The organism is Pantoea sp. CFCC18177 (genome assembly GCF_059412425.1).
Map to the genome: position 1 here is coordinate 193,113 of NZ_JBNBPL010000009.1, position 12,868 is coordinate 205,980.

10 protein-coding genes and 1 riboswitch are annotated in these 12,868 nt (G+C 55.0%); of the genes, 6 read left to right on the forward strand and 4 right to left on the reverse strand.

Annotated features, from left to right (window positions below):
- Window positions 1–124 precede the first annotated feature (124 nt).
- Entirely contained in the window at window positions 125–943 is an 819-nt protein-coding gene (gene bacA, locus ACPUC8_RS12100; protein ID WP_038644661.1) for an undecaprenyl-diphosphate phosphatase, read from the forward strand.
- Between the two features lie 17 nt (window positions 944–960).
- Here the strand turns inward: bacA and ACPUC8_RS12105 are convergent, their stop codons facing one another.
- Both ACPUC8_RS12105 and ACPUC8_RS12110 read right to left on the reverse strand, forming a co-directional pair.
- Window positions 961–2,193: a multifunctional CCA addition/repair protein gene (locus tag ACPUC8_RS12105; protein ID WP_494926403.1), complete on the reverse strand. Its 1,233-nt coding sequence runs from the start codon at window positions 2,191–2,193 to the stop codon at window positions 961–963.
- A 141-nt stretch (window positions 2,194–2,334) separates the two neighbouring features.
- Complete coding sequence (locus tag ACPUC8_RS12110; protein ID WP_039328553.1) at window positions 2,335–2,958, reverse strand: TIGR04211 family SH3 domain-containing protein; 624 nt, start codon at window positions 2,956–2,958, stop codon at window positions 2,335–2,337.
- Between the two features lie 204 nt (window positions 2,959–3,162).
- Here ACPUC8_RS12110 and ACPUC8_RS12115 point away from each other — a divergent pair, with 204 nt between their 5' ends.
- The 3 genes from ACPUC8_RS12115 (at window position 3,163) to hldE (ending at window position 8,968) form a co-directional block, all read left to right on the forward strand.
- Entirely contained in the window at window positions 3,163–4,473 is a 1,311-nt protein-coding gene (locus ACPUC8_RS12115; RefSeq protein WP_039328555.1) for a CYTH domain-containing protein, read from the forward strand.
- A gap of 31 nt (window positions 4,474–4,504) precedes the next feature.
- A complete protein-coding gene (gene glnE / locus ACPUC8_RS12120; RefSeq protein WP_039328557.1) occupies window positions 4,505–7,360 on the forward strand; it encodes a bifunctional [glutamate--ammonia ligase]-adenylyl-L-tyrosine phosphorylase/[glutamate--ammonia-ligase] adenylyltransferase in 2,856 nt (951 codons plus the stop codon).
- Window positions 7,361–7,543: 183 nt separating this feature from the next.
- On the forward strand, window positions 7,544–8,968 hold the full coding sequence (gene hldE / locus ACPUC8_RS12125) for a bifunctional D-glycero-beta-D-manno-heptose-7-phosphate kinase/D-glycero-beta-D-manno-heptose 1-phosphate adenylyltransferase HldE (protein WP_039328559.1): 1,425 nt from the start codon (window positions 7,544–7,546) through the stop codon (window positions 8,966–8,968).
- Window positions 8,969–9,165: 197 nt separating this feature from the next.
- Here the strand turns inward: hldE and ubiK are convergent, their stop codons facing one another.
- Entirely contained in the window at window positions 9,166–9,471 is a 306-nt protein-coding gene (gene ubiK, locus ACPUC8_RS12130; RefSeq protein ID WP_034828368.1) for a ubiquinone biosynthesis accessory factor UbiK, read from the reverse strand.
- Between the two features lie 171 nt (window positions 9,472–9,642).
- Window positions 9,643–9,792, forward strand: a riboswitch (FMN riboswitch).
- A 110-nt stretch (window positions 9,793–9,902) separates the two neighbouring features.
- On the opposite strand from ubiK, the gene ribB reads away from it, so the two are divergent.
- A complete protein-coding gene (gene ribB / locus ACPUC8_RS12135) occupies window positions 9,903–10,559 on the forward strand; it encodes a 3,4-dihydroxy-2-butanone-4-phosphate synthase (RefSeq protein ID WP_039328563.1) in 657 nt (218 codons plus the stop codon).
- Window positions 10,560–10,873: 314 nt separating this feature from the next.
- On the forward strand, window positions 10,874–11,659 hold the full coding sequence (gene ygiD, locus ACPUC8_RS12140) for a 4,5-DOPA-extradiol-dioxygenase (protein WP_039328566.1): 786 nt from the start codon (window positions 10,874–10,876) through the stop codon (window positions 11,657–11,659).
- A 37-nt stretch (window positions 11,660–11,696) separates the two neighbouring features.
- Here the strand turns inward: ygiD and ACPUC8_RS12145 are convergent, their stop codons facing one another.
- Window positions 11,697–12,860, reverse strand: a complete 1,164-nt coding sequence (locus ACPUC8_RS12145; protein WP_494926404.1) for a glutathionylspermidine synthase family protein — start codon at window positions 12,858–12,860, stop codon at window positions 11,697–11,699.
- Window positions 12,861–12,868 lie beyond the last annotated feature (8 nt).

Consider the following 12,868-nt stretch of genomic DNA (forward strand, 5'->3'; position numbering starts at 1 on the left):
GCTAACGGGCGCGAAGTGACCGATTTTCTTAAGGTTTCCTTCAGCGTGGCGCGGGCATAATTTCAGGCGGTAGCACCTTGCGACCGCCTTTTTACTGTTTAAAACGGATAGAGGAAAAATTTTGATGGCAGATATTCATCAGCTATGGGTCGCTGCAATCCTGGGGGTTGTGGAAGGCCTCACGGAATTCCTGCCGGTCTCTTCTACTGGCCATATGATCATTGTTGGCCATCTGCTTGGCTTCGAGGGCGACAAAGCCGAAACCTTTGAAGTGGTGATTCAGCTGGGTTCAATTCTGGCGGTGGTGGTGATGTTCTGGCGTCGCCTGTTCGGATTGATTGGTATTCACTTCGGTAAAGAGCCACATGAAGGTACCGGAACCGGCAAACTGACGCTGATCCATATCCTGTTAGGCATGGTTCCGGCGGTGGTGATTGGGCTGGTATTGCACGATCAAATCAAAAGTCTGTTTAACCCAATCAACGTGATGTATGCCTTGGTGGTGGGTGGCGTGCTGCTGCTGGTGGCGGAATACTTCAAGCCGAAACAGCCAAAAGCGGTAGGTATCGATGACATCACCTATCGTCAGGCGTTTATGATTGGCTGCTTCCAGTGTCTGGCGCTGTGGCCGGGCTTCTCGCGCTCGGGCGCGACCATTTCAGGCGGTATGCTGATGGGCGTGAGCCGCTATGCTGCCTCAGAGTTCTCGTTCATCCTTGCCGTACCGATGATGATTGGTGCCACCGGATTGGATCTCTACAAGAGCATGGGCTTCCTGACGATGCAGGACTTCCCCATGTTCGCTGTCGGCTTCGTGACCGCCTTTATCGTTGCATTGCTGGCGATCAAAGTGTTCCTGGAACTGATTAAGCGTATCTCGTTTGTGTCGTTCGCTATCTATCGCTTTATTGTTGCGGCGGCGGTTTACGCCATCTTCATGTAAGCGCGGCGAGCGGCCAGTTATGCTGGCCGCTCGTTAATCAACCCTTCCTGCACGGCTATCACACGACGACGCGTCAACTCTTCACGCACGGCTGGCCCTTTAAAACCTGCAGCCACTACTTCTTTAGTTGGCACCGATTGAGCCAAGGCAAAGGCCTGGCGCAAATAATCACCTTGCGGATACGCCATGCTCTCCAACCCGGCACGACCGCGCGCATCGGCTTCACTGGTCAGCGCCATTTTCTCAACGCGGTCGGGTTTACGCCACGCATCGATACGATCAAACAATGCAATCAACGATCCCGCCGACTGACGCTCAATGGTGTGAACCACATCGTGGAATTCGGTCACGATCAGCGCCAGATCGCGTACCTGATTCGGCACGCGCAAACGCTGACACAGTGCTTCAACCAGCGGTACACCGGCTAAACCATGGCCATGATGGCTCGGCCATTTTTCCGGCGGAGTCAGCGCCTTACCAACATCGTGGAACAGGGTGGCAAAGCGTACGTCCAACTCGTCTGAAAGTGCGGCGGACATCGTCAGCGTCATCAACGCATGCACACCGGTATCAATTTCCGGATGCCATTTAATCGGCGCGGGAATGCCATACAGATTATCCAGTTCCGGGAACAGCACCTGAAGTGCGCCACAGTCTCGCAGCACCTGGAAATAGACTTGCGGATTGCGGGTCAACAGCGCTTTTTCGGTCTCTTTCCAGACGCGCTCTGCGGTGAGATGCGCCAGTTCGCCGCTCTCGGCCATTTCACGCATCAATAATTGGGTTTCATCTGCCACGCGGAAATTGAGATGGGCAAAGCGAGCGGCAAAACGCGCCACGCGCAGTACACGCAACGGATCTTCATTAAAGGCAGCAGAGACATGGCGCAGAGTGCGATGGGCTAAATCCTGTTGACCGTTATAGGGGTCAATCAAGGCGCCATCGTCAGCTTGAGCAATAGCATTGATGGTGAGGTCGCGGCGCTGCAAATCCTGCTCCAGCGTGACGTCCGGGGCGAATTGCGTGACAAAGCCAGTGTAGCCATTACCGCTTTTGCGCTCGGTGCGCGCTAGCGCATACTCTTCACGGCTACGCGGATGCAAAAAAACCGGAAAATCCCGGCCAACCTGCTGATAACCCTGTTCGAGCATATTCTCGGGCGTGGCTCCCACCACCACCCAGTCTCGATCTTTTACCGGCAAGCGCAGTAAGGCATCACGCACCGCGCCACCGACCAGAAACGTCTTCACTCAACCACTCCAGAGGCAATGATAATCTGCGCGCCAGGCACGCATGTTGCGTTATTGTTGCATACTTTGGCCAAAAATCGGGCATGCCAAAAGGGGCATCTTACGATCCCCTGAAATAAAAGAACAAATCGGCGTGGTGGTTTAGTTCATCCAGCGATCGTTTTTCTTACGGCGCGGCAGCATGTGCGGCAGCAAAAGACCCAGCAGCAGACCGACACCCAGCACGCCGCCGCCATACATAAACCACTGCATGATGATGGTGCGCTGTTTGTCATCTAACTGGACGTTCGCGGCACTGACTTTCTTCTGCGCTACGATCAGCTCATTTTTCAGTTTCTGATTTTCGGCTTTCAGGCCATCAATGGTGCCATCGCTGTTCGCCACCTTGTTCTGCATTTCAGAGGTGCGCTGGTTCCAGCTATTGTCGATATTCGCCAGTTTATCCGTCAGATCTTTGACCTGCTGCTCAAGCTGCGGCACGCGGGTGCGCAGGCTAGGTTGAGCGCTGAGCTGTGACAGCGGAATCCAGTTAGTTTTGCCTTCGGCATCGCGAATCTGGCCATATTGGGAATCGTTGTTGACCTGCAACAGGGTGACTTCCTCTCCGGCATTCAGCTTGCCAATCAGGCGATATTGATCGCCCGGACCGCTGCGTACCCAAGTGGATAATTCATCGGAGATATAACGCTTTTCATCAGCAGCATGAACGGGGGCGATGGCGCTAAAAGCCAGCAAAGAAAGGGCAGCAAGTGTGATTTTTTTCATTCGATATCGTTTTTTCTTAATGGCGTAAAATTACTGGCACAGTCTGGGGACGCTTCTCAAAAATCTGAATGAGAACTATCCTGGTCTCAATCCGGTGCGAAAAGGGTCTAAAAAGCACAAGAAAGCAGAGACAGCGTGCTTCCGGTGCATTACTCTTCGCCAGATTAAACTCGTAAGTGCCAGCAGCGTATTGAATAAAAAATTATGACCATTGAAATCGAACTAAAGTTCATTGCCACACCGCAAGCCGCCGAAAAACTCGGGGAAATCCTTGCCGCATGGCCGCATCAGCACTTCGCCGCACGCGAATTGACCAACATCTATTATGAAACCGATGACAATCAATTGCGTCGTTGGGATATGGGCCTGCGCATTCGTGGTGTTGACCAGCGCTACGAAATGACGCTGAAAGCCGCCGGTAAAACGGTTGGCGGTCTGCATCAGCGCCCGGAATATAACGTTGATCTCAGCGAGCCGCAGTTGGATATCGCCCAATTGCCAAGCGAAATCTGGCCGCAAGGCACGGATATCGCGGCATTACAGCAGCGTTTACAGCCGCTCTTCAGCACCCATTTCCAGCGTGAAGTCTGGCTGGTTCAGTATGGTGACAGCGAAATCGAAGTCGCTTTTGATCGCGGTGAAGTCGCTGCAGGTGAGTTAAGCGAACCGCTGTATGAAGTTGAGCTGGAGTTAAAGAGTGGCCAGCGCGCGGACATGCTGAAATTTGCTGAAAGCTTGATCTCCACCGGTGGCCTGCGCCTTGGCAGTTTAAGCAAAGCCGCACGCGGCTATCAGCTGGCGCAAGGCAATCCGGAGCGACCACTGCGTGCGCTGGCGCTGCAAAAAATCGCCGCCAAAGCGACAGTGGAGCAGGGCATGGTGAACGCCATGACAGCGGCACTGAATCAGTGGCAGTACCACGAAGAAGTGTGGCTGAGCGGAAATCACGATGCCAAAGATTCTGTGGTTGAAGCACTGGAGACACTGCGTCAGGCGTTCTCTTTATTTGGTGCTTTGGTGCCGCGTAAGGCCAACAGCGATCTGCGTCAAAAACTGACTCACCTTGATGAGTTGCTGGCAGAGGCTGATATTGATGCGGAAAGCGCCTGTTTTTCTCCCGTTTCCGTTGCCGCCCAGTTAGCACTTACTCACTGGCTGGTAGAGTCACAATGGCATAACTGGCTGGATGATAAGAGCAAAAGCAAACTGCAGGGGTCGTTCAAACGTTTCAGCGACATTATGCTCAGCCGCATCGCCGCCGATCTGCGTGAAACCTTTGTTGATGTGCAGCTGTTTAATGAATTTCAGGACAAGTCTACGCGCTTGAATCGCCAGCTGTTGGCCGTGCATCTGCTGGCTGGTGCTTATCCAGCGGAAGAGGTGAGTGTCTGGTTGGCGGGTTGGCAAGAGTTACAGCATGCCATTAACACTCATCAGGAGCGCGGCTTGATGCAACTGGTTAACCTGGCCATTCGGCCTGCGCCGTTCTGGCTGAATAGCGGAGTGAAACGCTAAGCCCGACGCACTATCTCATCAGGGAGGGAAGATGTTGTTACCGTTACCGGCGCTGATGCAGGCGCAGTTAGCTATCGTGGCCGAGCGCCTTAATGTGCCGCCTTCGGCCTTTACGCCAGAACAGGCGGGTGCGCTGACCTTTAGTGACTTTATTGTTGATAACCTGCAGCAGCACCCGGAATGGTGGCAACAACTTCAGCAGCAACCACCGGTGGCGGATGAGTGGCAGAATTATTCGACCTGGCTGAAGGGTGCGCTGCAATCGGTGGAGAATGAAGCCTCGCTGATGCGCGAACTGCGTCTGTTCCGTCGTCATATGCTGGTGCGTATTGCATGGATGCAGGCGCTGCAACACGCCAATACTGAACAGAGCCTGACGCAACTCAGCACCCTGGCGGAGATTCTTATCGCTACCGCACGTGACTGGGTATGGCAGGACTGCAGCCGCGATTTTGGCACCCCGACCAATGACGCCGGCGAAGCGCAGCCGATGCTGATACTGGGCATGGGCAAGCTGGGTGGCGGCGAACTCAACTTCTCCTCTGATATCGATCTGATCTTTGCCTGGCCGGAAAACGGCGTAACGCAGGGTGGACGGCGTGAACTCGACAACGCGCAGTTCTTTACTCGCATGGGCCAACGCCTGATTAAAGTGCTGGATCAGCCCACCGTGGATGGCTTTGTTTATCGCGTGGATATGCGCCTGCGCCCCTTTGGTGACAGCGGCCCACTGGTGCTGAGCTTTGCTGCACTTGAAGATTATTACCAGGAACAAGGCCGCGACTGGGAACGCTACGCGATGGTGAAAGCGCGGCTGATGGGCGACGATCACGGCCACTGGAGCCAGGAGCTGCAGCAAATGCTGCGTCCCTTCGTTTATCGCCGCTACATCGATTTCAGCGTGATTCAGTCGCTGCGTAACATGAAAGGCATGATCGCGCGTGAAGTGCGTCGTCGTGGCCTGAAAGACAACATCAAACTCGGGGCAGGCGGTATTCGCGAAACCGAGTTTATCGTGCAGGTGTTCCAGTTGATTCGTGGTGGACGTGAGCGCTCACTACAACTCCGGTCCCTGTTACCTACGCTGAAGGCGATTGGTGAACTGGCATTATTGACCTCACAGCAGGTCGAGCATTTGCATAACGCTTATCTATTCCTACGTCGCCTGGAAAACCTGCTGCAAAGCATCAACGACGAGCAGACGCAAACGCTGCCGGAAAACCCACTCGACCGTCAACGCCTGGCGTGGGCGATGGGGGCAGCGGACTGGGATGCACTGATGCAGCAACTTGAGCAGCAAATGGCGGGTGTGCGCCGTATCTTTGATGAACTGATTGGCGATGATGCGCCAGACGTCGACGACCAACCGCAGCTGGCGGAATTTGCCGGCTTGTGGCAGGACACGCTGGAAGAGAGTGATTTAATTCCTGTGGTGCCGCAGTTGGATGAAGCGCAACGCCACGCGCTGTTTAACGCGCTGAACAGCTTCCGTCAGGACGTGGGTCGTCGCACCATTGGCCCGCGTGGCCGCCTCGCACTTGATCAACTGATGCCGCGTTTGCTCAGTGAAGTGTGTCCGCGCGAAGATGCAGATGTGGTGTTAGGACGTCTGACACCGCTGCTGCTGGGCGTTTTAACCCGCAGTACCTATCTGGAACTGCTGACGGAGTATCATGGCGCGTTGCGTCATCTTATCCGCTTGTGCGCCGCCTCGCCGATGATCGCCAGCCAGCTGGCGCGCTATCCGCTGCTGCTGGATGAATTACTCGATCCCGCCACGCTGTATCAACCCACCGCGACCGATGCCTATCGTGATGAACTGCGTCAGTATCTGCTGCGTATTCCCACCGATGATGAAGAGCAACAGCTGGAAGCACTGCGTCAGTTTAAGCAGGCGCAACATCTGCGCATCGCCGCGGCTGATATCGCAGAAACGCTGCCGGTGATGAAAGTGAGCGATCACTTAACCTGGCTCGCTGAAGCCATCATTGAGTCAGTGGTACAGCAAGCCTGGCAAATGATGGTGCAGCGTTATGGCCGCCCTTCGCATCTCACCAGTGACAACGAGCGTGGTTTTGCCGTGGTCGGCTACGGTAAACTGGGCGGCTGGGAATTAGGTTACAGTTCCGATCTGGATTTGGTGTTCCTGCACGACTGCCCGGATGATGCGGAAACCGATGGCGAACGCGTCATCGATGGCCGCCAGTTCTACCTGCGTCTGGCTCAGCGCGTGATGCATCTGTTTAGCACGCGCACCTCGTCCGGTATTTTGTATGAAGTCGATGCACGTCTGCGTCCCTCTGGCGCAGCGGGAATGCTGGTCAGTACCTTTTCCGCCTTCGATGAATATCAGCGCAATGAAGCCTGGACCTGGGAACATCAGGCGCTGGTGCGCGCCCGGATTGTGTTTGGTGAGACCACACTGTGCGACCGCTTCAATGAGATCCGCCGTGGCATTCTCTGCCTGCCGCGTGAGCGCAGTACGTTGCAAAAAGAAGTGCGCGAGATGCGCGAGAAGATGCGTGCGCATCTCAGCAACAAGCACAAAGGGCGCTGGGAAATTAAGACCGATGAAGGCGGGATAACCGATATTGAATTCATCGCGCAATATCTTGTCTTAGGCTACGCGGCCGAACAGCCTGCGTTGACGCGCTGGTCGGACAATGTGCGCATTTTTGAATTGATGGCGCGTCAGGACATCATGCAGGCAGAAGAAGCGCAGGCGCTTACCCATGCCTACATGGCACTGCGAGATGCCCTGCACCATTTGGCATTGCAGGAGCTTCCGGGGCATGTTGCGCCAGAGTCCTTTGCCGCCGAACGCGCTGCTGTTCATCACAGCTGGCAGCGTTGGCTGGCCGCCACCGAATCTGATGGCGCGGAGTAGTCGTTCACAAGCTAACCCGAGATAATTTGAGCTGTAGTCAGGCGGCAAGTGTGTGAATCCCCAGGAGCTTACAAGGCTGGGGTAAACAGGCGTTGCCATCGCACCAGTGGCTCGAAGTATGCTGGCTTTATGCTACTATCCGCGCAATATTTTGACTGAAGTACGAAGTCTGGAGTCTTTGGAATGAAAGTAACGCTGCCTGCTTTTGGCAAAGCCGCTGTGCTGGTTGTCGGCGATGTGATGTTAGATCGCTACTGGTATGGTCCTACAAGCCGTATTTCACCTGAGGCTCCGGTGCCGGTGGTGAAAGTGGACACCATTGAAGAACGTCCGGGCGGCGCGGCAAACGTGGCCATGAACATCGCTGCACTGGGTGCGGTATCGCGTTTGATTGGCCTGACCGGTGAAGACGACGCAGCACGCGTACTGAGTGAAACGCTGCAGAAGGTGAAGGTTGACTGCGATTTCGTTGCGGTGAAAAGCCACCCGACGATTACTAAGCTGCGTGTGTTATCACGTAACCAGCAGTTAATCCGCCTCGATTTCGAAGAAGGTTTCGAACAGGTTGATCCACAGCCGATCCACGATCGTATGCGTCAGTCGCTGGCGCAGGCCGGTGCGCTGGTGCTATCAGACTACGCCAAAGGCGCGTTAAGCAGCGTCGAAACCATGATTCAGCTGGCACGTGAAGCCAAGGTTCCGGTGCTGATCGACCCGAAAGGCACCGACTTTGAACGCTATCGTGGCGCAACCTTACTGACTCCAAATCTGTCTGAGTTCGAGGCGGTGGTCGGTAAGTGTAAAACGGTCGAAGAGATTGTCAGCCGTGGCATGCAGTTAATCGCTGACTACGACCTCTCTGCTCTGTTGGTTACTCGTTCAGAGAACGGCATGACATTGCTGCAACCGGGTAAAGCGCCATTACACCTGCCAACACAAGCGCAGGAAGTGTATGACGTCACCGGTGCGGGCGATACGGTGATTGGCGTGTTGGCCGCGGTGCTGGCGGCGGGCGATAGCCTTGAAGAAGCCTGCTTCCTCGCCAATGCGGCAGCCGGTGTGGTTGTCGGTAAGCTGGGCACCTCGACTGTCAGCACCGTTGAGCTGGAAAATGCCATTCACGCGCGTCCGGACAGCGGATTTGGCGTGATGACGGAATCTGAGCTTAAAGCGGCCGTTGCCCAGGCGCGTCAGCGTGGTGAAAAAGTCGTGATGACTAATGGCGTGTTCGACATCCTGCACGCAGGCCACGTTTCCTATCTGGCGAATGCGCGCAAGCTGGGCGATCGTTTGATCGTTGCAGTGAACAGTGATGCCTCCACCAAACGTTTGAAAGGAGAAACACGTCCGGTTAACCCACAGGAAAACCGCATGATCGTGCTGGGCGCGCTGGAAGCAGTGGACTGGGTGGTGTTGTTTGAAGAGGACACGCCGCAGCGTTTGATCGCTGAAGTGCTCCCCGATCTGCTGGTGAAAGGGGGGGATTACAAACCGGAAGATATCGCGGGCAGCAAAGAAGTGTGGGCCAACGGCGGCGATGTGCGTGTGCTTAACTTTGAAGACGGTATCTCTACCACCAATATCATCAAAACCATCCGCAGCCATTGATGCTGTCGGGGCGACCTTAAGGCCTGATTTTTGTCATTCAGGCGCATATTGGTCGCCATAAATGGCAACCCTGCGATGATCGTGCGCGGTTACGTAGGGTGTGCATTTATGCGCACCGGTGTGAAAATGCCCTAAGCGGCATTAGGGCATTCAGGCCGGCCGATGCTATTGCGCGCGTGCTAAGGCACGCCGCAACATCACTGTGGTGTATCGATTTTACCCGCTGGATCCGGTGTCACCACCGCAGGAGCCGGAGCGGCAGGGCTCTCACTCTCCAGTTTTGCCAGGCGCTGTTCCAGTGCGGCCAGCTTCTCACGCGTGCGCAGTAACACCTGCGTCTGCACATCAAATTCTTCCCGATTAACCAGATCCATGCGGGTTAATTGCGCCTGCAATACCTGACGAATTTTCTTTTCGACATCGTCGCCAAAGTCGCGAATGCCTTTCGGCATAGCTTCATGTACCTGGCGAGCCAGTTGTTCAATTTTTTTCGTGTCGATCATGGTGATTTCCTGGTTGCGGTGGCTGATAACAGCGCGTGTTCCTACTCAACAAAGGGTAAGTGTAATGCCTGAACCGAAAAGGTTAAACCTGAATTGCGCAACGCAGGAAATGCAAAAGCATTTGCACTTTTGGCGATTGCCCGTCCAGATGATTGGCGTTATAGTGACCTCGCTTATTCTCAGGGCGGGGCGAAATTCCCCACCGGCGGTAAATCAGCTTCGGCTGAAAGCCCGCGAGCGCTTTTGCTTTACAGTGAAAGGTCAGCAGATCCGGTGTAATTCCGGGGCCGACGGTTAGAGTCCGGATGGGAGAGGGTAACGACATCAGCCGGGCTTATGCCCGCGTCACGTTTTTGCCATGTGTTTTTTTGCGCACTCCTAAGCACGCCCTGGTTCTGGTAACTCATATATTTTTTATAAGGTTTTTTACCATGAATCAGACGCTTCTTTCTGAATTTGGCACGCCTGAACAGCGTGTAGAACGCGCCATCGATGCGCTGCGTAACGCTCGCGGTGTAATGGTGCTTGACGATGAAAATCGTGAAAACGAAGGCGATATGATCTTTGCCGCCGAAACCATGACCGTAGAGCAGATGGCGCTAACCATTCGCCACGGCAGCGGCATTGTCTGCCTGTGCATTACTGAAGAACGCCGCCAGCAGTTGGATCTGCCCATGATGGTCGAAACCAACACCAGCTCTTATGGCACCGGCTTCACCGTGACCATCGAAGCGGCTACCGGTGTGACAACCGGCGTATCTGCAGCAGACCGTATCACCACCATTCGCGCTGCGATTGCCGATGGTGCTAAACCAAGCGATCTCAATCGTCCAGGCCACGTCTTCCCACTGCGCGCCCGCGAAGGCGGTGTGCTTTCTCGTGGTGGTCACACGGAAGCCACGATCGATCTGGTCACACTGGCGGGATTCAAATCCGCTGGCGTGCTGTGTGAACTCACCAACGACGACGGCAGCATGGCGCATGCGCCGGAAGCCATTGTGTTTGCTAAGCAACACAATATGCCGGTCGTGACCATCGAAGACCTGGTGGCTTACCGCCGCGAGCGCGAGACACGCCAGGCAAGCTAAACCTTGTCGAGGCCGCCGCCGCCGGGCGCGCCCCAACGAAGAGCGGGTGCGCCCGTCCTTGACTCGGACTGTAGGGCGCGGCCTTCAAGGCCGCCCTGACGGGCAAATAACCGTAGCGGCGTGATTTATCGTGCGTGTCTAAAGCGGCAATGCTGCTGACAGATACGCAATGAATTGCGCCGTCCATCATCATCCCACCCTAAATTCTTATTCAAATTCCCTGACAGACATCATCACCGTTATCAACGTTATTACCGGCACGAAAGCGCGTATCGTAGCGATTAATAAAGCGACACTTCGTCAGAGGAACCCTCATGAGCCACAACCGTATGCCCGCACTGTTTTTAGGTCACGGCAGCCCGATGAACGTACTGGAAGACAACCCTTATACCCGCGCATGGCAGCATTTGGGTGAAACTTTGCCGCGTCCGCGTGCCATCCTGGCGGTGTCGGCGCACTGGTACACTCGCGGTACCTCGGTAACGGCGATGAATAATCCACGCACCATTCACGATTTCGGGGGGTTCCCACAGGCTCTGTTTGATGTGCGTTATCCAGCGCCAGGTTCACCCGAACTGGCACAAGAAGTGATCGATATGCTGGCACCAATTGACGTGCATGCCGATCACGATTGGGGATTTGATCACGGCTCATGGGGCGTCTTAACTAAAATGTACCCGGACGCGGATATCCCAGTGGTGCAGTTGAGTATTGATGGTACCCAACCAGCTGAGTGGCACTTCGAGTTGGGTCGCAAACTGGCAACGCTGCGTGATGAAGGTGTGATGATCGTTGCCAGCGGCAACGTGGTGCACAATTTGCGTATGCTGCGTTGGCAGGGCGCTGCGACAGCCTATCCGTGGGCCGAGAGCTTCAATGAATTTGTGCGTGAGAACCTGAATTTTGAAGGCGCTGTAGCAGATCACCCATTGGTGAATTACCTGCAGCACGAAGGCGCAGAGCTGTCGAACCCCACACCCGAGCACTATCTGCCGTTGCTGTATATCCTCGGCGCGCGTGCCGATGATGAGTCTATTACGATTCCGATCGAAGGAATGGAGATGGGCGCGATCAGTATGATGTCTGTGCAGATCGGTTAACGCGCTGGCCGCCCGAATGTTTCGGGCGGCTCAGCGATCATTCGATAAAGGTGTGCGGGTAGAAGCGAGACAGATCCTGAGTGATCAGGGCGCGATCTTCACGAATACCGATACCGGCAGGTTGATCATCAATCAGCCAGCTACCAATCAGCGTGTAGCTATCGCCAAATTTAGGCAGCGGATGGAACTGCTGAATAATCATCCCTTCTTCGCCATACGGGCCGTCAGCACGCGCGATTTCCTGACCATTCTCGATGATGCGGATGTTGGCACCCTCACGAGAAAACAGCGGTTTCACCACGTACTTGTCCATCTGCGGGGCATTCTTGTCATCAGCAAAATAGGCGGGCAGCAAGTTAGGATGATTCGGGAACATCTCCCACAGCAGGGGCAGCAGCGCTTTATTTGAGATGATGCTCTTCCACGCAGGCTCTAACCAGCGCACACCCGCATCGGCGAGCTTAGTGGAGAACACTTCGCGCAGCATGAACTCCCACGGATAGAGTTTGAACAGGTTGCTGATCACTTGATCCTGCGGATCGGTGAACTGACCTCTCTCACCCAACCCAATCTCATCGATGTAGAGGAACTCGTTTGGCAGGCCCGCTTCGGTGGCACAATCCTGCATATATTGCACCGTAGCACGATCTTCTTCGGTGTCCTGGCAGCAGGCGAAGTGCAGCAGGTTAAAACCATGCTCTTGATGCAGCACAGCGAAGCGCTCAATCAGCTTTTCCTGCAGGCTGTTGAACTGGTCACTGCCTTGCGGCAGGTTGCCTGCACGCACCTGATCTTCCAGCCAGATCCACTGGAAAAACGCCGCCTCATACAGCGAGGTGGGCGTATCGGCGTTATTCTCCAGCAGCTTGGCATCGCCTTTGCCATCCCAGGCTAAATCCAGGCGCGAGTAGAGCGAAGGCTGGCGCAATTTCCAGGAATCACGTACGAAATCCCAGGTATGTTTCGGGATGCAGAAGCGGGCGAGCAGTTCATCACTGTTCACCACTTTCTCGACGGCCTGCAGGCACATTTGATGCAGTTCGGCGGTGGTCTCTTCTAACTGCTCAACTTGCGCCAGCGTGAACTGGTAGTAAGCCTCTTCACACCAGTAAGGCTCGCCGTACATGGTGTGAAACTGGAAACCGTATTCGTTGGCCTTTTCACGCCAGTCCGGGCGTTCGCTGATGGCAATGCGTTGCATACTGCGGC

Excerpts from the sequence above, each read along its gene's own strand:
- bacA (WP_038644661.1), top strand. The coding sequence starts at position 125 with ATGGCAGATATTCATCAGCTATGGGTCGCTGCAATCCTGGGGGTTGTG.
- ACPUC8_RS12110 (WP_039328553.1), bottom strand. The coding sequence starts at position 2,958 with ATGAAAAAAATCACACTTGCTGCCCTTTCTTTGCTGGCTTTTAGCGCC.
- ACPUC8_RS12115 (WP_039328555.1), top strand. The coding sequence starts at position 3,163 with ATGACCATTGAAATCGAACTAAAGTTCATTGCCACACCGCAAGCCGCC.
- glnE (WP_039328557.1), top strand. The coding sequence starts at position 4,505 with ATGTTGTTACCGTTACCGGCGCTGATGCAGGCGCAGTTAGCTATCGTG.
- hldE (WP_039328559.1), top strand. The coding sequence starts at position 7,544 with ATGAAAGTAACGCTGCCTGCTTTTGGCAAAGCCGCTGTGCTGGTTGTC.
- ubiK (WP_034828368.1), bottom strand. The coding sequence starts at position 9,471 with ATGATCGACACGAAAAAAATTGAACAACTGGCTCGCCAGGTACATGAA.
- ribB (WP_039328563.1), top strand. The coding sequence starts at position 9,903 with ATGAATCAGACGCTTCTTTCTGAATTTGGCACGCCTGAACAGCGTGTA.
- ygiD (WP_039328566.1), top strand. The coding sequence starts at position 10,874 with ATGAGCCACAACCGTATGCCCGCACTGTTTTTAGGTCACGGCAGCCCG.
- ACPUC8_RS12145 (WP_494926404.1), bottom strand. The coding sequence starts at position 12,860 with ATGCAACGCATTGCCATCAGCGAACGCCCGGACTGGCGTGAAAAGGCC.